We start from the raw sequence: 22,115 nt of genomic DNA on the forward strand, positions 1-22,115 counted from the left end.
TCTAAGTAGTCACCACTAGGTAAACGCTATGCCTTAAGCGACCGGTTAATGCTGTCAATATAATCCAGAATCTCCTGTCTGCCTGTTTTCTTTTCAGAGGAGGATACGAAATGAGGAGGGAGTTCTTCCCACTGTTCTGTCAGTTTTTTCAGATATTTGTTTACATTATCCTTAACCTTGCCATTGGTCAGCTTGTCGGCTTTGGTGAAGATGATAGAGAAGGGTACTCCATTTTCTCCCAGCCATTCCATAAATTCCAAGTCTATTTTCTGAGGCTCCAGACGGCAGTCTATCAATACAAACAGATTGGTCATTTGCTCGCGTTCCAGGATATAATCCTCGATAATCTGCTGTATCTTTTCTACCTGTTTCTTGCCCCGGGAGGCATATCCGTATCCCGGTAAATCCACCAGATACCATTCTTTATTGATCAGAAAGTGATTGATCAGCAAAGTCTTCCCCGGAGTGGAGGAAGTCATAGCCAGTTTGGGACGTTTGGCCAACATGTTTATCAGACTCGATTTACCTACATTTGAACGGCCGATAAATGCATATTCGGGCAGGTTGTCCTGCGGGCATTTCTCTACTTTTGTGTTACTTACTACAAATTCTGCACTGAGTATTTCCATAATTCTTTGTTTTTATACTTAAACAAGTCAGCCCCATAAAAGTCAGGAAGCCGTTAAACATTAACATTTCATAGCCAAACTGATAGCCGGTGGAGGTGAACACCAGCCGGTCTATGGCATAGCATAATAGCGGCGAGGCGATGGCTATGTAAGGAACAAAACGGTCGCGCGGCCGCATTGGGGTGAACAGCCCGAATGCAAACAGCCCCAACAACGGGCCGTAAGTGTACGAGGCGATGGTATAGATAGCGTCGATGACACTCTTGTTGTTTACTGCCTTGAACAGCAGGATGAATCCGATAAAGAGGACTGATATGCAGAAGTGCACGAGCTTCCTCCGTCTTTCCGCTTCCTTGCCGGACAAATGGCTTATGCCCGCTATGTCTATACAGAAGCTGGTGGTGAGGGCGGTCAATGCCGAATCGGCGCTGGAAAAGGCGGCTGCAATGATGCCGATGGTAAAGAATATCAGTACGGCGAATCCCAGATGGCCTTCCGCCGCAAACAAGGGCAGTATCTCATCCCCGGCTGCCGGCAGGGGGATGTTCAGTTGCGAGGCGAACAATAACAGCAGGATTCCGAGTGACAGGAACAGGAAATTGACCGGAACGAATGAGATGCCGTAGCAATACATGTTCTTTTGGGCTTCACGCAGGTTCTTGCACGACAGGTTCTTCTGCATCATATCCTGATCCAGCCCTGTCATGACAATCGTGATGAAGATGCCGCTGAAAAACTGCTTGAAGAAGTTCTGTTTGCTGTGCCAGTCGTCAAAAACAAAGATACGGCTGTGCTCATTTTCCCGGATGGCATGTACCAGTCCCGGAAAATCCAGATCCAGCTGGCCGGAAACCTCATAAAGTATTAATCCCAGCGCCAGCAGCAGGCAGAGTGTCTGCAAGCTGTCCGTCCACACAATCGTGCGTATGCCGCTGCGGCGGGTGTACAGCCAGATCAGTAAGACAATCCCTATCACCGTGGCGGCGAAAGGAATATGAAAGGCGTCGAATACATAATGCTGGAGGATAAGGCATACCAGATAAAGGCGCGCTGCGGCTCCGATGATCTTGGACAGAAGGAAAAAGGAAGCTCCCGTCTTATAAGCGTGCCTTCCGATCCGGTCTCCCAGATACGTGTAGATGGAGGTCAGGTTCAACCTGTAATAAAGCGGCAGCAGAACGTGGGCGATGATGAGATAGCCTATGAAGAAGCCGAAACAGGTCTGCATATAGGTCATGTCGATGCCGCGTACCATACCCGGAACGGAAACGAAGGTAACTCCCGAAAGGGAGGCTCCGATCATTCCGAAAGAAACAATATACCAGGGAGAACGGCGGTTGCCGCGGAAGAACGCGTCATTATCGGAATGACGGCCGGTAAGGCGGGCTACAAGCAGCAGTATTCCGAAATAGAGCAGTATGGTCAGCAGAATATAAATTCCGTTCATGTTATTTTTTTGAGTGCAAATGTACTCAAAATCGTTGAAATTGCGTAAGTTTGCATCCATTATAATACAAAATAACTGATGAACCAACAATATCCGTCCATGCTGCTGGAAAAAGCGGTAGGAGAGTTTGCCAAGTTGCCGGGTGTGGGACGCAAGACCGCCATGCGGCTGGTATTGCATCTGCTCAGACAGGATACGGCTGTGGTAGAGGCGTTTGGTAATGCGATGATTACCTTGAAACATGAAGTGAAATATTGTAAAGTGTGCCATAATATATCGGACACGGAAACTTGCCGTATCTGTTCCAATCCGGCACGGGACGCTTCCACGATCTGTGTGGTGGAGAGTATCCGTGATGTGATGGCGGTGGAAGCCACGCAGCAGTACAGGGGGCTGTACCATGTCCTGGGGGGAGTCATCTCGCCCATGGATGGCATAGGTCCTTCCGATCTGCAGATAGAAAGTCTGGTGGAACGGGTGAAAGGCGGTGAGGTGAAGGAAGTGATCCTTGCCTTGAGCTCGACGATGGAGGGGGACACGACGAATTTCTATATCTCGCGCAAGCTGGACGGCATGGACGTGAAGCTGAGTGTGATAGCGCGTGGTATCTCTATCGGGGATGAGCTGGAATATACGGATGAAGTGACGTTGGGACGTTCCATCATAAATCGTACTTTGTTTACGGGAACGGCATAAACTGGGAAAAACAGAAAGAGATGGAAAAGAAGATAAGACAATTGCTGCGATACTTGCAGATAGAATATGTGGCGGTATGGGTGTTGCCTTTGCTCTTGGTGGCTCTTTATGAAACAGGGGTGATGACCGAGGGGGCTTACGCGGGCGATGTCCGTATGGATTATGTCTTGCAGACGGTAGGGATTTTATTGGCGGTGGGGCTGATTCCTTTATCGCTCCGGCTGTTCAGCCTTTCCTTGGTGAAGAATGTGAAGCAGCGTTCATTGCCGGAAGCCTTGAAAAGTTATCGCCGCTGGAGTGAGATAAGGACGGGGATGCTGGTGGTTCCCGTATTGGTGAACTTGTCATTTTATTATCTGACTCTGAACAACACGGGCGTATTGTGTGCCATGATGGCGCTGATCGCTTCCCTGTTCTGTGTCCCTACCCGCAAGCGGATGCTGGATGAGCTGGATTTGGTAAAAGAGGAGAATGAGGAGCCTGCTTTATGATGAGTGACCGGCATTTTCAAGGGAACGGGATAAGGCTCCGTGCACCGGAGCCGGAAGACTTGGAAGTCATGTTCCGCTTTGAGAACGCTACGGATGTGTGGGAGATGAGCAATACCACAGGCCCGTATTCGCGTTTTCAGTTGAAGCAGTACATAGAGCAGACCCAGAATGATTTGTTTGCCGACCGCCAGTTGCGCCTGATGATAGAAAACGGGAACCGGCAGGTGGTGGGGATTGTGGATCTATGTTCTTTTGATCCTTTGCACAACCGGGCCGAGGTGGGGATTATGGTGGATAAATCCTGTCGCAGGCAGGGGATAGGGCGTAACGCCTTGGCTTTGCTGGAAGAACACTGTTTCCGTTATCTGGGAATTCATCAGTTGTTTGCCTATATCGCTGTGGAAAACCTTCCTTCCCGCAGACTCTTTGCGGCGTGCGGGTACAAAGAGAGTGCGGTATTGAAAGAGTGGGCGCATACGTTTGGCGGTGGCTATACGGATGTGCTGGTTGTTCAGAAGCTGAATCTCAGTTGAGGGAGGGGTATTGGGGATAGCGGGCCCAAATGGCGTATTTGCCTCCCATTTCGTTCAAACTGGTATGCCATAAGTCGCGGAAGTGCTGGTTGAGCAACGTTTCTTTCCCGGCTTTTCCTATGAGCCATGAGTTCTCTTTTATTTCTTTGGCAAGTTGTCCATGATCCCATCCCGCATAACCGGCAAAGAAACGGATCACTCCTTCAATGGGCTTCCCGTCCAGTATATATTGTTGCACGGCATTGAAATCACCATTCAGATAAAGCCCGTTTCCCAGAGGCAGTGCGCCTTCCAGATCTTTTAGCGTATGCAGGAAAAATATTGTCTCCCGGCTCACCGGCCCGCCTTTATACACCGGGACCCGCTGTGCGAATTCCAATTCGGGGATGAGGTCATTGAGCAGAATGTGGTAACGGAAATCTTTATTCATGATAATACCCATACTTCCCTCGTCATTATGTTCGATAAGAAGCACGACTGCTCTTGTAAAGTGGTAGTCGTTCATGAAAGGGGAGGATATAAGGATGCTTCCCTGTTGTGGAAGTACTTTATTTGATTCTACTTGAAAAACATGCATATCCATAGTTGCGTTTCCTTTTATTTACACGACTAATATACATATTATATTTAAAAAATACATGAAGTGCTCTCTTTTTTTTGTATTTTTATTTTTCTTGTATCTTAAATGGCTTATTATCAGAGTTGATGTAAAAAAGTTCAAGAAAATATTCGTAAAATGCTTGCAGATATCGAAATTTTGCGTACCTTTGCAACCGCAATCGAGAGAGATGCAGTATAAGAAAAATGAAATTTGGTGCGTTAGTTCAGTTGGTTAGAATACATGCCTGTCACGCATGGGGTCACGGGTTCGAGTCCCGTACGCACCGCAAATACACTAGACAACAAAGTGTCAAAAGTAAGTAAAACAGCTCTAAATCATGAATTTAGGGCTGTTTTTTTGTTGTTCCTACGACAACCCGATACTCCCCTAAAAGTCATCTTGGAGACAAAAAGCGTTTCTAAATCGTTACCTAAAATCAGGACGCCAAAAAAAGTAACGATTTCACAGATATGTCGTTGATTTGTCGCAGTTTAGACCATCAAAAACATATCTGAAAAAAGTAACGATTTGAATATAAACCGATAATAATGACTATCGGCAAATATTCACTAAGCCATTTTTTTCAATTCTTCTTTCGGAAGTCTCTGACAATACCGTTAAGTGTCTTGGCATAAATAATTCATTTGCAATGCGTTGAATTAATTTTGTAACCTAAAAAAGTAGAATTATGCGAAGTACATTTAGAGTTTTATTTTATTTGAAGAAGGGCGCTCCATTGAAGAACGGAAAACTGCCCATTATGGTGCGTATCACCATTGACGGTGAAAAAGTAGAGTTCAGTACCAAACTTGAAACAGAAGAAAAGAAGTGGGATACCAAATCCTCACGAATAGCCGGACGTACTCCGGCAGCCAATGAAATTAACCTGAAACTGGAAAAGATGCGGGTAGAGTTGAACAACCACTACGAAAAAATCCGATCGGTAGGTTGTTTTCCCACCCCGTTGATGTTAAAGAATGCCTATTTAGGTATAAAAGCAAAGAGCCATACGATACTCACCATCTTTAAAAAGATAGTTGATGAAAAACAAAAGCAGCTCGGTGTATCAATATCCAAATCCACCTACGGCAAATATGAATTGGTCTATCGTCGTTTGCAGGAGTACATCAAACAGGAGTATAAGAACGAAGACCTGCCACTATACAGCATTGACGATGATTTTGTGAACGGCTTTGATATTTTTCTGCGCGTAGACAAGAAAGTCGGTCATAATGCCACCGCCAAGATGTTACAGAAGCTGAAAACCGCCACCAATTATGCACAGTCTCACGGCATGTTACAGGAAGACCCGTTTTACGATAAGAAAATTACATTTGAGGAAGTGGAAGTTCCCTATCTTACACTGGAAGAACTGCAAACCATTATGGAAAAAAACATTCTAAATGACCGCTTACGCCGTGTCCGTGATGTGTTTGTTTTTTCCTGCTTCACAGGTTTGGCGTATTCAGATACCTATTTTCTGACGGAAGAGCATCTTCATAAAGCCAATGACGGGAAAATTTGGATTAAGAAACCCCGCCAAAAAACAAAAGTTGTAGCCGATATACCTTTGCTGGAAGTTCCTCTCCAAATCCTTGAAAAATACCGTGGACAACAGACCGGAGGACGATTGCTTCCCGTATGTAGCAACCAAAAGGTAAACCAATATTTGAAGGAACTCGCCACTGTATGCGGTATCAACAAGGAGTTGACCTACCATGTTGCCAGATACACCTTTGCCACTTCGCTCACCCTGCTGCACGACGTTCCGATGGCGAGCATTGCAAAGATGTTGGGACACACCAATATTCGCCAAACGCAGCATTACGCCAAGGCAACCAATATTCTTGTCGGCCGCAGTATGCAAAATCTTTCGGAGCAGTTGAACTTGCATATGGAAGTTAAATAAAGGAGGAAAAATAAATGTATATAGATTATTTAAGCAAGAGCCGTACAAACGGCATGAAAACAGGACGTGAATATCTGACAGCAGAAGAATTGGCAACGGTAGAAAGACAGGAGCTTCAAAGCTCCCGTCTTGAAAAAGTCCGTGACCTCTATCTCTTTTCCTGTTACACGGGTTTGACTTACCGTGACATCAAGAACTTACAGGATTATCATGTTATCCGCGCAAAGGACGGGACCCGATGGTTGTCAATTTTTCGTCCTACGGAAAAACATTCCTGCCAAATTCCACTTTTGGAAAATGCCTGCCGGATCATTGACAAATATAGGGATGGCAATACCGAAAACCTGTTGCCCGTCCCCAGCATCCAGAAAGTAAACGCCTACTTGAAAGAAATAGTCTCACAGTGCGGTTTAGACCGGAAATTGAGTTTCCAGTCCGCCCGTTCCACCTTTGCCGTCACGATCGGCATGGCTAATGAAGTTCCTCCCGTAATCATTTCCAAGCTGTTTGGTTTCCGGGATTATACTACCCGTTGCACACGTGTCTCTGACAAGCAAGTCAGCCGGGAAATCCTTGAGTTATCCAAGAAACTTGCAACCAATAAATAGACTTACTGCATAAATAACTAATTTTACCCCCTAAATAAAATCAAAATGGAAAGAGGATACATCAAAATCACCGAAGAAGAAATCGGCAAGCCCGTTGTCGAAGTCAAAATAGTAAATGGAACCGTATGGATGTTCAAGCATGAAATCGCCCGTCTTTTCGACGTATATCTCCAGACAGTGGGTAATAACTTCCGCTCCATCTTCAAATCCGGCGTACTATGTGAAGACGACGTGACGATGGAGCGCAAGATGAAAAACGAAAAAGGGCAGGACATCTACGTTACTTTCTATAACCTCGAAGCTATTATTTTCCTGAGTTACCGCATAGATTCTCGTTATGCTAAAGCCTTCCGCGAATGGGTCATGAACGCTCTCTGCGAATACAATCGTATGGACAGGAAAGAAACAGATGTTATTGTCGTTTTCAATGCCGATACCCGCCATGCTTCCATTTGCTACCCCTCAATGCCCAATTAACCGCATATCCTATAGTAAAATTAAAGCCTGATGCACAAAGAAATGTATTGGGCTTTTTTCATCTTCCCAAGAAACCCTGCTTTTGAACAAACCGTCTTCATTACCACCCGTTAGAATTTTATCCCAATAGAATCTCACAGTCTGATTCTTTTGTTTTAAAGACATACAAAAGACAATAACGGCACTTGATGAATGACTATCCTTTTTCTTACGCCATTCTAATACCCGTTGGAAAGACAGGACAAAGACAAAATAAATCCCCAAATCGTTACTCAAAATCTTAAATACTGGTAAAGTAACGATTTTAAGTATAACTATGTAATTATGAGTTATTTATATCTTTGTTTTTTGAATTAGTAAAAGCGGGAAGTAATATTGAATCCGTAGGAAAAAATCAAATCTAATACTTTTCCCACCCCTCCATCGGTATAAAAATCATTTATTCGTCAAAAAGCAATTCCCCGTACTTTGTAACGGAAATTCCATTTTGCCTATCCATAACCGCAGAAAAGTAATTCCGCCGACCACCGAATATAAATATTCATCGGCCATCGGAACACCTTTCTTTTTCCGGTTATGATAAAAGGTCATTTTTATGATTGTCTGACCCGCCCGGATAAAACAGTTCGGATTATTTCTTTTTCAATTCCTTCATAGCACCGATAAGTGCTATATCCATTGCCTCGTAGTGGTCGTTATCATACTTCATCAATCCGGCAAGCAGCCTGTTCAATGCGTTGACGACATTTATCTCTTTTTCCGAACTTCCGCTTTTGGATATAAGGTCGATAGCAGTGCTTAAATCTCCCCGCAACTTAACAAGGTCACTGACTTTTTCAATTTGTAAGAGGTAGAACAGTTCTCCGCTGTCTGTTCCCACGATTCCCTGCAAAGGGGTTTCATTTAATTGTTCCATATCATATATAATTTAAAAACGTGACACTGCCAATCACAGTTCCAAAGGCATCGCCAAACGCCCAACACAAAAGTAACTGACAGGTCACGTTAGTATATGACCGAGCCAGTTTACTTACCTTTGTGTTTTGAAATTGGCGATTTCTCGGAACGGTAAATAAACTCACTAAATACAGAGGATTATTTATCCTCTCGCGGCAAAAGTAGGAAAATTATAGGATATATTTTCATGGTTAAAGCAAAAAGATAAAAAGTATTCTCATGAAAACATCCAATGATAATATAACGGACAGCTCCCGGCGAGCTGTCTTTTTTAATGGTTATCACATGGCTTTTTTCTTCATTTTTCTCTCTATAATTTCTTCCTCGTTTACTCCTGCCAATCTAATGGGAGCCAACTGTCAAGCAATGTTCCTTGTGCGAAGATAAACGACCGTCTATTGCCTGTCAAATTTTTATTTGCAAAATCTCCAGCCCTACGGGTAGTATTTTACAAAAAAAATTTGCCCGTTCATATCCGGTCATCTTCCGATGCACACGAAACACAGCTCAACAGCCGGCTCCGATAAGGCATAAAAAAAAAGTCAGAAATTATGAAAAATGAAGAAAAAAATAGGAAACAGCAGCTTACAAGCCTTCCAATCAGCATAAATATTTTGAAAGTCGCTTTGATGGTGGCAGGTGTGTATTACTTGGGAGTAAAATTCCTTTTTGCCATCCTTTTATGGTGGGCAGTCCGTCCGTTACTCCGTGTGTTCTTCCTTACTCTTAAAATCCTCTTTTGGGGAGTGATAACTCTGTTTATTCTCTACGCAATTATTTAAAACTTAAAAATATATGATTATGAAAGTAAGATACAGTAAGACAGTTTCGCAGCAATGCAGATATTATGAAGTGGAAAACATTTTTGAGTACATGGTAAGTGTCTATCTGAACGGTAATATATCCACGTTCACCGCACTTTTCAAGGAACTGGAAAAAGAAGCACGCAAGGATTTCATTGATTATTTATTTTATGAAGTAAGCCCCCAGTTTCACATCGAAATATTAAAAGCAACCATTTAAAAATCAAAATTATGCAAGTGACATTTGAAAGTATTATTTGTGCATGGGATGAAAATATCCCTGCACTCCTTATTCAAGTAGTGAATACCATCCTTTTTTGCAGAGACGAACAAGAACTCCGTGAATCCGTGAAACAGCTTCGGGAAAAGACAGAATTGGATCAGTATTTCAAGTATGGTTACGGTTCCCATCATTTCTGGATAAACCAACGCATTTCCAAAGGAAGCATCCGGTTTATGAAAAACCGATTGTTTATAGCTGAATTTTAACCCTTTAATAAAAATCCGTATGAAAACTATATCCCAAATGACACGAGAAGAGAAATTGCAGGCGATTTTAGATTTTAATCCATGTAAAGTAGAACGCGAAACAGTGCTCCGTTATCTTTTGGCAGTACGTCGCAATAACAAGCAGCAAACAGCCTATTTCGAGAGTTTTGGCAATAACGTACACCGGATTATCCTCAATATACGCACCTATGAAAGAGGATTGATTTTCGGATTTACAAGTAAGCATCTCGACCAACATGGTTTGTTGAATGGCATGTTACCCATTATTGAAGAAATAAAAGTGGGTAATTCCAATTGTATCCACATCGGTAAATCTGAAAACGGAACGTATGCAGTAACGGTTAGTTGGTGTACAGGCAGTGCCGGCGGTGGCAGCCATCCATCCGTATGGGATGAACCGGTCAAAGATTACAAAGAAGCAATCCGACAAGGTATCAACTTGCTGGAAAAGCGGTATGAAAAGGCAGAGCGTTGTTCTGTTGCCGATAAAAGCAATTATAATCCCACAGTAATCAATAAACTAAAAAACAAATTATTGGAATTGAAACGACAATACGTCCAGCCGCAACAACTCACATTGGCTCTGTTCTAAATATAAAATCCTCTTGTCGCGGTTCAGACAAGAGGATTTTACTTATTAAAGAGGAAGTGTTATTCCATTTCTTTCCCCCACAGTTCGACATCAGTCGGAGCACGGTACATAGACCAACCGATGCAGCACCAGATAATGGCAAGGAAGCCGCCATAACATACCAAAGCTACCGTCATTCTTCATCCTCCTTGTTTTGGCTTTCATTATTGAAGTTGAAAGTTTTCTGTATGGACTGTCCATGTGAATCCACGACATAAATATCAATCGTCTGTTGGTCAGTACTCAATGATTTGTAGTACAACCTGAATGTTTCCTTTTTCAGCGGGTAAAGGTCATTGGGGAGTAGTACGGTACCGTCCTCCATCCGTAACTGTCCTTTACCATCCGGCTGAAAATAGCGGATATAATACTTCGTTTCTTCAAACGTACCTTCTCTTACCAGTTCACAGCGTATTTCCGCTTCCTCACCCATTACGATTTTCTTCTGTACCGGCAGGGTCGCCATATCAAACTCGTACACCTGCTGCACGTCCAACTTGTCACTACAGGCTACCACACACAACACGCCGACTAACATAAGACCGAGCACAAATATTGTTTCAAACATCTTTTTCATTTTTTACTGAATTAACTTTTATACAATGGCAGTGTTCTTTTTAATACGGGCAGCCACCGCCTTGACTACCGGTACACTTACGGCATTTCCCAAGAGAGCATACCGGTTGACCCGTGAGATGATCTTCGTTTCTTTCTCATACTTTCCATATTTTGTAAAGTCATCGGGAAAACCTTGTAAACGTTCACATTCCACTTCCGTAAGCATCCGTATTCCTTTTATTTGGTCGGGAGTGAGTTTACCGTTATACACATCTCCCGGTTTAAGGCACAGGACATAGTTTCCGATATTGGGTTGTTTACCGTAATTCTTTGTTATTGTTCCACATACAGAGGCAGCAGTCGCATCTTTCCCGAACGAACCATGCATTCCACCCGGCGCCGGGAAAGGAAATACGTCTCCGGTACATTTTTTTGCAAGACGTCCGACAAGATAGATTCTCTCTCTATTCTGGGGTAAAAACCATGCAGTATTAAACAGTTGCCATTCAAGTCGATAACCGCCAATGTGGGTAAACGCCTGGATGATGCTCCAAAAGTCATTGCGATGTTTTGAGAAGAGCACTCCTTTAACATTCTCCCAGATAAAAACGTCAGGTCTGAATTTCCTAACGGCTTCCACTGCATATCGGATAAGGGAGCTTTCCTTTCCTTGCAATCCTGTTCCGTCGCCTGCAATGCTAAAATTCTGGCAAGGACTTCCGAAAGTGATGATGTCGGGTCGTTCGATAACGGCATTTGTAATTTCTGTGACTGTTCCAATGTGTTCTGCATAAGGGAAATTGTATTTGAAGTTTGCAACGGCATGTTTGTCTATCTCTGAAAAATATACCTTATCAAAGGTATATCCGGCAGCTTCCAATCCTTTGCTGAAGCCGCCTATACCCGAAAATAGTTCCAGTAATACCATAAATCTAATTGATTAAGAATTTGACGCCCGCTCCGAATTGGAAATGAAACTTTCCCGTATCACTTCCCCACAAACAACGTTCACGGGCATTCAGCAGCAATACCACCCGGTTGCTCAAATAGGTTTCCAGTTCCAATGAAACAGCACCGCCATAAATGAAGTTATCACCGCTTTGCAGTGTAGAACCGTCATAGAGCAACTTTTCCCCCCAATTGTTCGTTTCATAGCCGGCAAGTGCCGAACCGCCCAGCGAAAGCAGAAACATTTTGTTCGCATCCGAAAGAAAAGTCAGATAATAGCCGCCCTCCGCAGTGAATTGCGAGGTGGGTATGCGAATAGCCTTATAAGAATGATACTTTTGCAGATATTCCGCACCGAATACCCACCGGTTGCAATGTTTGGTATAACTATCCAGTGACAACCCGAAATAATACCCCAATTCATTTCGCTTATCCGGAGAGTGGAAACCGTCCGCCATTCCTCCCGTAACGCGGATACCCCGCATACCGGGCAGACATCGTTGGGCGTATGCCTTGTCCGTGAGGACAAAACACACTACCATACACAATAAAAACAGAACTTTTTTCATCTTACTTCATTTTCAGCTCGTTAATCACTCTGGCACGGATTAATTCCGCATTACCTATCACGAATTTCTGATGGCGTCCGCCTGCCTGTTCGTTCATTTCCACCACCAACTGTTTATCGTCCGGCAACGTGAATTTAGGCAGCGTAAAAACCGTTCTTTCCCTGCTTTTTCCGTTGACAGTCGTCACATAGTTGTACGCACGCAACGGAACAATAACCTGTTCCTGAATGGCTGTACGTTTTGCAATCTTTCTGTCCACTACCTTAAAAGTGATATAGTCCACATTGAAAGGCACATTCGACGAGTTTTTCAGTTCCGTATGGAAATACAGCAACCCGTTATGGGTATAAATTCCTTTCAATGTATATTGAATACCGAATCTTTTACAGCCGATATGTTTCACCAGTCTGTCGTTATTGGCATATACGGATTTCATAATCAATCGTACCAACAGCGGCGATTCACTACCCAACTCCTTTAAATACACTTCCATCGAGTTATTCGGACGGTTGACCGCTTCACCGTCATGAATAAAGTCTTTCATCTCAATATTCAATTTTGTCGGCTCGTCGGCATATTTTACATTAAATGTGTAATAGTTTCCGTCGTCCGTAATCACCGCCAGGTTCGTTTCACGGGAAAAATCACGCAGCGCAGCTTTCACACGCAATACATTTTCCGATCCGTCCGCTTTTCCTGCAATTATATCCGCAGAACCCAAGTCCACATAACGGATAGCCGAAGGGAAAATAATATGCACGGTCTTACTGAAAGTCACTTCCAGCCCGTAAGGAGGAATCATGCGGTCAAAAGTCACTGTTCGGGTCAACCCCTCATACAAGTCTCCCGTGGAAGGACTTTTGCGTGGTTCTTCTTCATCCCCGTTCTTCTCCGTTTCAATAGCGGTAACTTCCGTTTCCTGCTGAACCTTCTCCACTTTCACGGTCTTTTGTGCGTATGCACTGAATGCACTTGCACCAATGGCAAGCATCAAAATCAACTTTTTCATAAATACTTCTTTTTTAATTGTTTATAATTGGATTTTTTAGTGGTATTTCTTATTCTCCCGGCAAAAGGTAGAACTCGTGACCGGCCTTGAGCGTCACCTTTACTGTTCTGAACTTCTTGGCCAGATATTGCGATGCCCCCTGAATGACACCTTTCCCCAAGTCTGCAGCCAGTTGCGCTCCTGCATCTTCCGTAATGGTGATGCTTGTCCCCAGTGAGGAACCCATATTCGCCGCCATTTCTTTGACAGCGTTCAGTTCTTCCGAGTTCGGCACAAACACGCCTTTCATTCCCTGCATGTCATATACTTCCAGATTGACGGGAGTCACACTTCCCTCATAACTGACCGAACCGACCTTTATCTCCATCCGTTCCCCGCCTACCTTTGCCGTACCGGTGATGATCATTCCCGAAGGTATATACTGCCTCCCCGCTATCATCGGTTCCAACAGCCGGAGCTGTATCTCTTTCCCATCCGTCAATGTGACCGTTCTGTACACACTCGCACGGATGGTGTTCTTCACTACATTTTCCTTCTCCGCCTGCACTGTATTGAATCCGAGATTACGGGGTTTACTGTATTCCCTTACAAAATCGGCGTCGCTCATAGGTGGAGCCAACAGCGATACTACCTTCTCTTTCACCTGCTGCACCGGCGCAGCGGTAACCCGGTTGTCTCGCGTGTTTCCGGCAGTAACAGTTGCGGCCTGTTCCGATGAAATGTTGCCGTTTTGTCCGGGCATATACTTTGCCGCCAGTTGGTAAGACTTTTCCATCAGTTCCAGTTGTTCATCCGCTGCCACTTTCCTTTGCCGTGCTTCTTCCTGCATCCGTTCCAGTTCTTGAATCCGCCATTCCAGTTCCAACTGTTTCTGGTCGTCTTCCGGCTCCTTCGGTTCGTGATAGAAAGTACCGAGCTGCCTGTTTATGTCCTGATAGGCAACCGCAGAAGAACGGATGGGCGAATCACTTGTGCGGGATACGTTTTCTTCTGCCATTTCATTGGCGGGAGTACCGATAGGAATATCTTCCTGCCGACCGATGGTAATATCAAAGTCCTGCAAAGTTCCCATCTTTTCCTTCCGTTGCTTTTCAAAGGCTTCCTGTTCGTAGGCTTCCTTCTTGTCATCCAGCAATCCCTTTTCATTGGGAAGCGGTACGTCGATGTTGAAACCTTTCTGTATCTCCTTTTCCTTCTCCTTTGAAGATGGAGCAAAAATCAACCACATAGCTCCGGCAAAAACAAGAAACATCAAGGGAAACACCAGCATCTTCTTTCTTCGTTGGATTTCCGCCGGCGTCAGTTCCCTGCTTTCTTTTACCTTCTCTTTTTTCTCTTCCGGTGGGGGGATAACAGTTTCAGCTTCCCGAATCTCCTCCGTTACTTCTTCCACTTGTACAGCACTTTCTTCCCACGCCGTACCTTCGTCATTCATGTTATTTTCCATTGCTTTTTACTTTATCACATTACCGTTTTCAAAACTTCCCTGTATCGTAGCAGTACTGTCGTTTTTTTGATGCAGTTTCATTTGCCTGATATGCTCAATCTGTAACCGTTCACCTTCCTCTTTTCCCATCCGGTAAATACCTGAAACGGTGAAGTAGACAGACAGTACACTCAATCCCAACAACATCGCAAGCGTAATCGCCAACTGTTTTCCCGGCGTAAGCCTTCCGCATATACGGCGCAGACCGTCATCCATCCGATCTTGCCATTCATTGATTTTCTTCCGTATCATCGCTCTATCTTTCCAGTACCCGTAAATCCTTGTTCTCCAATATCTCGAATCGTTCCATCGTGAATCCGTGCGGGTTGTTGTCGGAGCGTACCGAATTAATCAGTCCGCATCGGGTGACAAGGCTGCGTTCGGTCACATTGCTTGAACGGATAATCATTTGCCGACCATACATTGTTATCTGATAAGGGTAGCGGTCGAAATCACACGCCATACTGTCCACTTGTAACGTCTGGTTGATATTTGCCGAGATTATGCGGTTATAATATCCCTTCTCGCTCCAATCCTTATAGTATCGGAATGCGCTTTTGTCGCAGAGGAACAGCGACCTTCGGATATTGCTTTCTATCGCATCCTTATCCGGTGAAAGGGTAAAGAACAGTTCGTGAAAACGCTTCACGTGTTCCCTTGCCTCTACCGGTCTGTTTTGGGAAAGGTCTTGGGAAAGCGCCATCATCAATGATTTTCCGTTGTCCAGCACATAGATTTTTTCTCTTTGCTTTTCCGCAAAGCTGTACGAACTCCAAATGCTGTACCCGGCTACCAGTACGCACAGCACGAGGAATACCATCGCAATCATCCGGATTTGCCGGAAACTGCTTTCTATATTCTTCAAACTTTTAAATTCCATAATTCATAAATTCTTTAAATGAGTATTCAGCTTATCTTTTGGAAATTTCCATTGCTATAACTTCTTACCGGAAGGAGAGTAATCGCTTTCATCATTACTTCCGTCCGTGTTTTTGGAGGAACCGCCCTTGTTCATCAGTTTGCCGGCAGTATGTCCAACCGCAGCGCCGGTTAATGCCGCCGCCCCTTTACCGCCTTTCATTCCCATTGAATTGACCTGCTTGCCGTAACTGCCCGCCCCGCCGTTCTGTATAATCCAGCTTGCTACCGTTGGAATGGTAAAATACCCGATAATCCCTATCAGCATAAAGATAATATAGGCGGCATTTGAAATATCCGGTATGAAATTCGGATCTTCCAGCGCGGCTACATCTTTCTCCAACATCAATACCTGGATACGGGCCAGTACCGCACTGAACAAGTCCGAAACCGGAAGCCACAGATAGATCCCGATATATCGGGTAAGCCATTGCGTCAGTGTCCCCTGAAAGCCTTCATAGACAGAGAGTGCAAAAGCAAGAGGACCGAGAATGGAAAGTACAATCAGAAAGAATGTCCGTATCGTGTCCAGTATCAGTGAAGCTGCCTGAAAAAGCAGTTCCAGCACCCACCGGAACGCATCCCGGATAGACTTCTTCATTTCATAGCCCGCCTTTTTCACTTGCATGGCCAACATAGTCCCCAAGTCTTCCGGTGACCATCCCAGTTCGTCAATCCGTTTGTCAAATTCCTCATCCGATGCCAGATACGCCGTTTCCGGATTCCTCACCAACGCCTCATATTCCAGTTTGTCCCGTTGTTGGCTATACTTCTCTATATCGAGCGTTTGTCCTTGCAGGATATTGTTACATCCTTTCACAACCGGACTCATTACCGTATTGATAGTACCCAGAACGAAAGTGGGGAAGAACATGATGCAAAGTCCGATAGCAAACGGACGCAGCAACGGATAGACATCGACCGGCTCTGCCCGTGCCAATGCCTGCCAAACTTTGGCGGCGATAAAAAACAAGGCTCCCAATCCGGCTACTCCCTTTGCCACTCCGATCATATCACCGCAAAGCGGCAACATTTCCGTGTACAGACTCCTTAGAATCTGATGCAGGTTTTCAAATTCCGCATTCATGACCGTTACCAATATCTTTCGTTAGCACTGCCATATAAAGAAAGAACTCTTTTGGCGTCATTCTTCTCCTTTGCCCGTAAGTAAGAAACGGCAATGTTCCGGTTCGTATAATACGCCACCAGATTACGGTACTCTTTTACATCCCTGTACACCCGGTCTATTACGTCCATCCGTTCTTTATCGCTCATGGAAAGACCATTCGCGCTTACTACCGTTTTCAGTTCCACCAGCAAACCGTTACTTTCTTCCAGCAGCTTCGTATATCCGAAAGCGATGGCATTCAGTTCTGCCGGCGTAAAATTCGGATCGGACAGCATTTTCTGATAATTCTTCACATACAGTTCCGAAATATCCCCGACAAGCAATACCGTCTGTTGCACCTTTCGGGCATCCTTCACCAAATTATGTACGGATTTCAGTGCGTCGTAATATTTTTTACCTTGTTCAAACACCTTTGCCGTTTCCTTGAAACCGTTCAAAGTATTGTTTGCGGTAGTGGAAGTCTGTATAATCTGTTTGGTGGTATTGATAATACCCTGTGCCAGATTTCCCGGATCGGTGACCACCCATTGCGCTTTCGATTCATGAGCGAAGCACAACAGACCGATACAAATAATTAAAATGTACTTTTTCATATACTTTCTTTTTTATGATTCTGATAATTACTTTTATTACATACTAACTGTCAAATCATTAGGAGAAATATTCTCTGCACAAGAATCCTTTTCTCGGCTGATATTCCTTGAACTCAATTGATTTAAACAGTTCTTTCTTGTTAGCCCAGCGTGCTAAATCCCTTTGCCATTGGGGAATGATATGGCATCTATTATCAAGGTGGCGGAATGGTTGGCAGAAAGGCATTATTTTTGGATCTCCTTTCATTTTCCAATAATTGGTACGTTCAAAAGATTCCTTAAAGTCCATCAGGATACAGAAGAGGAAAAACTCTCCTTTGTATCCGTATTTTCTAATAAGGTTGATTGCCTTTTCGCATTCTTCCACCTGTGCAAGGGTATCGCATCCAAAACGAATCCGGTCAATCCATTTCACTCTTGCCAGCATAGAGGCTGTTTCCTCATTAACCAGCCGTGCGTCCAGTGCCTGATTGAAGTCGACCTTTATTTTCATCTTTATAATCTTTTCAATCTGCTGTAGACCATAATCGCACGCAAGAACATTATTATCCATCAGGATTGCCTTTTTCCTGTTTCCCGTTATCTCTCCAATATCCATATAAGGGCGGATATCGCCTTCTTTCCGGGGTACAATACACCATTTGCATCTGTTCGGGCATCCACGTGTCAAAAAACCGTATGCCAGGTTCGCATCCACCCGATATATACTGTAATCGGGAAAGGTACGGTCAATATCTACAGGAAGTTCCTTAAAGAAATCATATCCTGTTCCTCCTTTTTCGATAATCCCCGCATTGATATAATAGCTATAGTCTTCCGTAAAAGTGAATACTTTGCTCATATAAACTTTATCATATTTGCATAGCCCGTTATACCATTCAACGGAATCCCCCTGTTTCTTATGCCATGCGCTGATTTTCATTAATGCCAGATTAGGCATTTTACCATCCACATCTATTAATCCTATATTCATTTGTTTATAGTTGATTACATCATGATCCGGATTAGCTGTGCTAATACTGAATCTGTTTATAATTTGTTTTCAGGCAGGAATAAGAAAAACTTTCTTCCCATTCTTTCTTTCGGTGGTAACATCCTTCAGAGGAAAGGAACAGGAGGTCACTCTCTACGTTATAGCCTATATACACCTTTTCAAAGAGATTGGCTATAGTTGATTGGAAAAACTTCAGAATACGGCTGACATAAAATTCTCCTGAAGGGTAGATTACCGCAATCCAGTATCCTCTATCTTTTCTGAAAATATAAAGGTCCGGGGAATACGCACCGTTCGTCCAATAACCACATAATATTCCGAAGGGAGTATTTATATGATAGAGTTCCGGATGGAGTGTAGACCAATAGAGAAAATCCGCATGTTCCATTTCAGGTACTTTTTTAGGTTTTACGGATATAATCTCCACCGGTGGAGAATGTAATAATATCCTTTCCGGTATCATAGCTTATATCAATATGAAAGCCCGTGTCAATGAACATACCCCCGTCTTTCTCTTGAATCAGATAAGTTTCCGGTTCCATCTTTCCCGTCATTCCCTTTCGGGCGAACAGCGTCAGCCTGTAACACTCCCCGTCTTTTGCTATCCGTATATCGGGCTTTCCGCCGGTACTTTCCCATTCTCCGCATAATTTGCTCATATCCGTCTGCTGTCCGGCGCAGGCTGCTATCAATAAGCAGAGCAGCCCGCCAAATATTGCCGTAAATATTTTCTTCTGTTTTTTATTGGAAATGTATTTCATGATAACTCTACTTTTTATGTTTTTTACTTTCTGCCAGTTGTTTGACAGCCAGTTCGAAATTTCCCCCCAACTTCTCCGACAACTGCATTACTTCCAGTTTCTCCGTTTCCTCCGTTGTATAAGTGAGATATTCGGGTATCGAAACTTCGGTGGCATAGACCGCCGACTGTACGCCGCCCAATCCGAACCAGACTTCCTTATATTTCCTCGAAGCCGCATTTGCCATATTGATGGAGAGGATTTGCGCTTTCTCCTTATCCGTCAGTCCCAGTAACTCTTGAATCTTCGAGAACTTGTTCATATACTTACGTTGGTCGAGCAGAATTTTGCAGTCGCTGTTATTGATGATACTTTCTTTGACGATGGGTGAAGAGATAATGTCATCTACTTCCTGTGTAACCGTCACTGCCTCCCCGAAAAACTTTCGGACAGTTTTGTACAAGTACCTAACATATTCCGCCATCCCTTCCTTTGCCAGCGCCTTCCACGCTTCTTCAATTATTATCATTTTTCTTACGCCTTTTAATCGTCGTAACTTGTTGATAAACATTTCCATAATAATAATTGTGGTCACGGGAAAAAGGATGGGATGATCCTTAATAGAATCAATTTCGAATACTACAAACCGCTTTTCCAACAAGTCTAACTGCTTGTCTGAATTGAGCAGAAAATCATACTCTCCGCCTTTATGGTACGGTTCCAGCACATTCAGAAAATTGGTGATGTCGAACTCCTTGTCACGTACCCCTTTCGCATCCAGTATCGCACGGTAGTCCGTATCCACAAATTCATAGAAAGTGTCGAAGGACGGTACAAGATTCTCGTCAAACTTAATCCGGTCAATGAACAAGGCAACGGCATTGGAGAGTGCAACCTCTTCCGAACGGGTAGCCGGCTCATTGTCTTTTTTCCATAGCGTCAGCAGCAAAGTCTTGATGGATTCCTTTTTCTCCACGTCAAATATCTTATCCTGCGTATAGAAAGGATTGAAACTGATCGGGCTTTCTTCCGTATAGGTAAAATACACTCCGTCTTCCCCGTGTGTCTTTTTGCGTATCATTTCGCACAATCCCGAATAGGAATTACCCGTATCAACCAACACCACATGCGTACCCTGTTCCCAATACTGTCTCACAAGATGATTCATAAAGAAAGACTTGCCGCTACCCGAACCGCCCAGCACAAATTTGTTTCTGTTTGTGATAATTCCCTGTTTCATCGGCAGGTCGGAAATATCGACATGGATAGGCTTCCCGCTGATACGGTCGGCCATCTTTATGCCGAAAGCACTCGGCGAACTCTTGTAATTCGTTTCCTCGATGAAGAAGCACAGCGCCGGTTCGATAAAGGTGTAGAAACTTTCCTCTTCCGGAAAGTCTCCCGAATTTCCCGGCATTGCCGCCCAATACAGCGTAGCGGCATCCACCGTATTATGTCTCGGCTTGCATTCCATCAGTGCCAACTGACTTCCCACATCGTTGCGTATGGTTTTCAGTTCATCTTCATCCTCCGCCCACGCCATCACATTGCAGTGACAGCGTACCGAAGTCAGCGAATAACTGTGCGCTTCATTCAGATAAAGGTCTACCCACTCCTTGTTAATCTGGTTCGAACGGCTGTAACGGGAGAGCGACTGCATGTTACGTGCAGTCTTCTCGAACTTTTTCAGGTTTTCATTGCTGTCATCAATGAAAATATACTGGTTTACAATATGGTTGCACGATAACAGCAATCCGATAGGAGCGGCAAAGCATAACCGGCAGTCCGAACGGTCGGTAGATAGCTTTTCGTATCGCATATCCGTACCCACTTTAGCCGGCACATCGTCCACATCCGAAAGTGTATGCAGGCATAACTTTTTATTGCCGATACGCAATCCGTCCGTTCCAAGTTCCATATCTTCCAATGTAGTGGTATTTTCCAGCGAGAGTGAAAAATACTTTTCAATCAGTCCGGCCTGGTTTTGCGTTCCCGTAATCTCATCCGTGCTTAACCGTGTCAACCGGACAAATCCCGAATCGTTCACAATCTGTTCGAACTGTCCGACCGCATCCAGAAAGCGGGCTGCCGTTTCCTTGTTTACTTCTTTGGGGATGATAGTCCCACGGCACAGGGATGAAAAGTTGCTTTGCATCCGTGCCCGTTCCTTCGTTGTTTTGGTCAGGAACAGGTAACACGCATGATTGAGGAACGGACGTTCATTAAAGTGCATCTCGTAACAACGGGAGAGGAAGCTAAGATCGTCCTTATCCGTTTTCGGTCTGTAGTTCTCCTTGACAAACCAATCTTGTTTGTGTACCACCGAATAATTCGGCAGAACTTTGATTGCTTTCGCCCATGTGGAATGTATTGTCTCATATTCGGGAGAAGTGACGGTGAACAGTTCCGGCAACTCCACCCGGAAGGCAACGGTAATGTCCGCATCCTTGCTGATGATACAATCCTGTTCGACGGCCAGCAAGGGAAACTTGCTTTCTATCGTGGCAGCTTTTAATATATTTCTCATTTTCTTCTTTTTTTGAATAATTTCCAAGGGGCTTTCCTGTTAATCAGGAAGCGGGGATGCCGGCGGGAAGAAAGCAGTTTCATCAATCCGTGTTCGCCGTACTTCTCATTCATTGCGAACGTAGCCCATACCAACACCGAAGCTGTGATGACACCGAAGCCGATACAGATCCACTGGTCGATACCTGCCATATACATGATGATAAATAATACGAATACCGTAAGCAGTCCGGCAGCAAACAGGAACAGATATTGTGCTTTCAGCCCTTTAAATTCAGGACTTTTCCCAATCCCCTTATTAAGTTCAAATTTCATCCTATATATTTAATTATGTACGCGTACATTATTACATA

At 44.1% G+C, this 22,115-nt stretch carries 28 protein-coding genes and 1 tRNA gene; 11 read left to right on the plus strand and 18 right to left on the minus strand.

What is annotated here, in order from left to right:
- Nucleotides 1–26: 26 nt before the first annotated feature.
- Together yihA and RE317_RS07435 are read right to left on the minus strand one after the other, a co-directional pair.
- Nucleotides 27–629 carry a ribosome biogenesis GTP-binding protein YihA/YsxC gene (gene yihA / locus RE317_RS07430; protein WP_005846771.1) on the minus strand — a complete coding sequence of 201 codons (603 nt, stop codon included), beginning with the start codon at nucleotides 627–629 and terminating at the stop codon, nucleotides 27–29.
- Complete coding sequence (locus RE317_RS07435) at nucleotides 595–2,076, minus strand: sodium:solute symporter (protein WP_016270447.1); 1,482 nt, start codon at nucleotides 2,074–2,076, stop codon at nucleotides 595–597. Before RE317_RS07435 ends, yihA begins: the two co-directional genes overlap by 35 nt.
- 78 nt (nucleotides 2,077–2,154) lie before the next feature.
- Between RE317_RS07435 and recR the strand changes: the two genes are divergently transcribed.
- From recR to RE317_RS07450, 3 genes are read left to right on the plus strand one after another with little or no spacing between them, the layout of a single operon-like run.
- A complete protein-coding gene (recR, locus tag RE317_RS07440; RefSeq protein WP_005846775.1) occupies nucleotides 2,155–2,772 on the plus strand; it encodes a recombination mediator RecR in 618 nt (205 codons plus the stop codon).
- A 20-nt stretch (nucleotides 2,773–2,792) separates the two neighbouring features.
- On the plus strand, nucleotides 2,793–3,263 hold the full coding sequence (locus RE317_RS07445; protein WP_005846777.1) for a hypothetical protein: 471 nt from the start codon (nucleotides 2,793–2,795) through the stop codon (nucleotides 3,261–3,263).
- Nucleotides 3,260–3,796 carry a GNAT family N-acetyltransferase gene (locus tag RE317_RS07450; RefSeq protein WP_005846779.1) on the plus strand — a complete coding sequence of 179 codons (537 nt, stop codon included), beginning with the start codon at nucleotides 3,260–3,262 and terminating at the stop codon, nucleotides 3,794–3,796. Before RE317_RS07445 ends, RE317_RS07450 begins: the two co-directional genes overlap by 4 nt.
- Here the strand turns inward: RE317_RS07450 and RE317_RS07455 are convergent.
- Nucleotides 3,789–4,379 (minus strand): YqgE/AlgH family protein, encoded by a 591-nt coding sequence (locus RE317_RS07455; RefSeq protein ID WP_005846781.1) that lies wholly within the window; start codon nucleotides 4,377–4,379, stop codon nucleotides 3,789–3,791. The genes RE317_RS07450 and RE317_RS07455 overlap by 8 nt on opposite strands.
- Before the next feature lie 230 nt (nucleotides 4,380–4,609).
- Between RE317_RS07455 and RE317_RS07460 the strand changes: the two genes are divergently transcribed.
- The 4 genes from RE317_RS07460 (at nucleotide 4,610) to RE317_RS07475 (ending at nucleotide 7,391) form a co-directional block, all read left to right on the plus strand.
- Nucleotides 4,610–4,683, plus strand: a tRNA-Asp gene (locus RE317_RS07460).
- 402 nt (nucleotides 4,684–5,085) lie between these two features.
- Nucleotides 5,086–6,306, plus strand: coding sequence for a site-specific integrase (locus RE317_RS07465; RefSeq protein WP_118214416.1), 1,221 nt, complete (start codon nucleotides 5,086–5,088; stop codon nucleotides 6,304–6,306).
- 14 nt (nucleotides 6,307–6,320) lie between these two features.
- Nucleotides 6,321–6,914: a site-specific integrase gene (locus tag RE317_RS07470; RefSeq protein WP_118214417.1), complete on the plus strand. Its 594-nt coding sequence runs from the start codon at nucleotides 6,321–6,323 to the stop codon at nucleotides 6,912–6,914.
- A gap of 45 nt (nucleotides 6,915–6,959) precedes the next feature.
- A complete protein-coding gene (locus tag RE317_RS07475; RefSeq protein ID WP_118214418.1) occupies nucleotides 6,960–7,391 on the plus strand; it encodes a virulence RhuM family protein in 432 nt (143 codons plus the stop codon).
- Nucleotides 7,392–8,022: 631 nt separating this feature from the next.
- Here the strand turns inward: RE317_RS07475 and RE317_RS07480 are convergent.
- Nucleotides 8,023–8,307: a hypothetical protein gene (locus RE317_RS07480; RefSeq protein WP_118214420.1), complete on the minus strand. Its 285-nt coding sequence runs from the start codon at nucleotides 8,305–8,307 to the stop codon at nucleotides 8,023–8,025.
- Nucleotides 8,308–8,899: 592 nt separating this feature from the next.
- Here RE317_RS07480 and RE317_RS07485 point away from each other — a divergent pair.
- The 4 genes from RE317_RS07485 to RE317_RS07500 are packed head-to-tail and all read left to right on the plus strand — an operon-like array spanning nucleotide 8,900 to nucleotide 10,253.
- Nucleotides 8,900–9,130, plus strand: a complete 231-nt coding sequence (locus RE317_RS07485) for a hypothetical protein (RefSeq protein WP_118214421.1) — start codon at nucleotides 8,900–8,902, stop codon at nucleotides 9,128–9,130.
- 19 nt (nucleotides 9,131–9,149) lie between these two features.
- A complete protein-coding gene (locus RE317_RS07490; RefSeq protein WP_118214475.1) occupies nucleotides 9,150–9,371 on the plus strand; it encodes a hypothetical protein in 222 nt (73 codons plus the stop codon).
- A gap of 11 nt (nucleotides 9,372–9,382) precedes the next feature.
- Nucleotides 9,383–9,640: a hypothetical protein gene (locus tag RE317_RS07495; RefSeq protein WP_118214422.1), complete on the plus strand. Its 258-nt coding sequence runs from the start codon at nucleotides 9,383–9,385 to the stop codon at nucleotides 9,638–9,640.
- Between the two features lie 19 nt (nucleotides 9,641–9,659).
- Nucleotides 9,660–10,253 carry a hypothetical protein gene (locus RE317_RS07500; protein WP_257421093.1) on the plus strand — a complete coding sequence of 198 codons (594 nt, stop codon included), beginning with the start codon at nucleotides 9,660–9,662 and terminating at the stop codon, nucleotides 10,251–10,253.
- Between the two features lie 172 nt (nucleotides 10,254–10,425).
- Here RE317_RS07500 and RE317_RS07505 read toward each other — a convergent pair whose 3' ends face one another.
- From RE317_RS07505 to RE317_RS07570, 14 genes are read right to left on the minus strand one after another with little or no spacing between them, the layout of a single operon-like run.
- Nucleotides 10,426–10,869, minus strand: coding sequence for a DUF3872 domain-containing protein (locus RE317_RS07505; RefSeq protein ID WP_118214423.1), 444 nt, complete (start codon nucleotides 10,867–10,869; stop codon nucleotides 10,426–10,428).
- Between the two features lie 18 nt (nucleotides 10,870–10,887).
- Complete coding sequence (locus RE317_RS07510) at nucleotides 10,888–11,778, minus strand: DNA cytosine methyltransferase (RefSeq protein WP_118214424.1); 891 nt, start codon at nucleotides 11,776–11,778, stop codon at nucleotides 10,888–10,890.
- A 4-nt stretch (nucleotides 11,779–11,782) separates the two neighbouring features.
- On the minus strand, nucleotides 11,783–12,367 hold the full coding sequence (locus tag RE317_RS07515) for a conjugal transfer protein TraO (RefSeq protein ID WP_118214425.1): 585 nt from the start codon (nucleotides 12,365–12,367) through the stop codon (nucleotides 11,783–11,785).
- 1 nt (nucleotide 12,368) lies between these two features.
- A complete protein-coding gene (traN, locus tag RE317_RS07520; RefSeq protein ID WP_118214426.1) occupies nucleotides 12,369–13,376 on the minus strand; it encodes a conjugative transposon protein TraN in 1,008 nt (335 codons plus the stop codon).
- A gap of 49 nt (nucleotides 13,377–13,425) precedes the next feature.
- Entirely contained in the window at nucleotides 13,426–14,823 is a 1,398-nt protein-coding gene (gene traM / locus RE317_RS07525) for a conjugative transposon protein TraM (RefSeq protein WP_118214427.1), read from the minus strand.
- 6 nt (nucleotides 14,824–14,829) lie between these two features.
- Entirely contained in the window at nucleotides 14,830–15,114 is a 285-nt protein-coding gene (locus tag RE317_RS07530; RefSeq protein WP_118214428.1) for a TraL conjugative transposon family protein, read from the minus strand.
- Nucleotides 15,115–15,118: 4 nt separating this feature from the next.
- The gene (gene traK, locus RE317_RS07535) at nucleotides 15,119–15,742 is read right to left on the minus strand and encodes a conjugative transposon protein TraK (RefSeq protein ID WP_118214429.1); all 624 of its coding nucleotides are present in this window, start codon (nucleotides 15,740–15,742) and stop codon (nucleotides 15,119–15,121) included.
- 54 nt (nucleotides 15,743–15,796) lie between these two features.
- Nucleotides 15,797–16,867: a conjugative transposon protein TraJ gene (gene traJ, locus RE317_RS07540; RefSeq protein WP_257421092.1), complete on the minus strand. Its 1,071-nt coding sequence runs from the start codon at nucleotides 16,865–16,867 to the stop codon at nucleotides 15,797–15,799.
- A 5-nt stretch (nucleotides 16,868–16,872) separates the two neighbouring features.
- Nucleotides 16,873–17,502, minus strand: coding sequence for a DUF4141 domain-containing protein (locus RE317_RS07545; RefSeq protein ID WP_118214430.1), 630 nt, complete (start codon nucleotides 17,500–17,502; stop codon nucleotides 16,873–16,875).
- A gap of 58 nt (nucleotides 17,503–17,560) precedes the next feature.
- Nucleotides 17,561–18,475 carry a radical SAM protein gene (locus RE317_RS07550; protein ID WP_118214431.1) on the minus strand — a complete coding sequence of 305 codons (915 nt, stop codon included), beginning with the start codon at nucleotides 18,473–18,475 and terminating at the stop codon, nucleotides 17,561–17,563.
- 40 nt (nucleotides 18,476–18,515) lie between these two features.
- Entirely contained in the window at nucleotides 18,516–18,884 is a 369-nt protein-coding gene (locus tag RE317_RS07555) for a hypothetical protein (protein WP_118214432.1), read from the minus strand.
- 13 nt (nucleotides 18,885–18,897) lie between these two features.
- Entirely contained in the window at nucleotides 18,898–19,257 is a 360-nt protein-coding gene (locus RE317_RS07560; RefSeq protein WP_118214433.1) for a DUF3876 domain-containing protein, read from the minus strand.
- Nucleotides 19,258–19,264: 7 nt separating this feature from the next.
- Complete coding sequence (locus tag RE317_RS07565) at nucleotides 19,265–21,763, minus strand: TraG family conjugative transposon ATPase (protein ID WP_118214434.1); 2,499 nt, start codon at nucleotides 21,761–21,763, stop codon at nucleotides 19,265–19,267.
- A complete protein-coding gene (locus tag RE317_RS07570; RefSeq protein ID WP_118214435.1) occupies nucleotides 21,760–22,077 on the minus strand; it encodes a DUF4133 domain-containing protein in 318 nt (105 codons plus the stop codon). The genes RE317_RS07565 and RE317_RS07570 overlap by 4 nt, the downstream gene beginning before the upstream one ends.
- Nucleotides 22,078–22,115: the final 38 nt, after the last annotated feature.

It is taken from the genome of Phocaeicola sp. GP0067, from assembly GCF_031119655.1.
Lineage (GTDB): Bacteria > Bacteroidota > Bacteroidia > Bacteroidales > Bacteroidaceae > Phocaeicola > Phocaeicola vulgatus.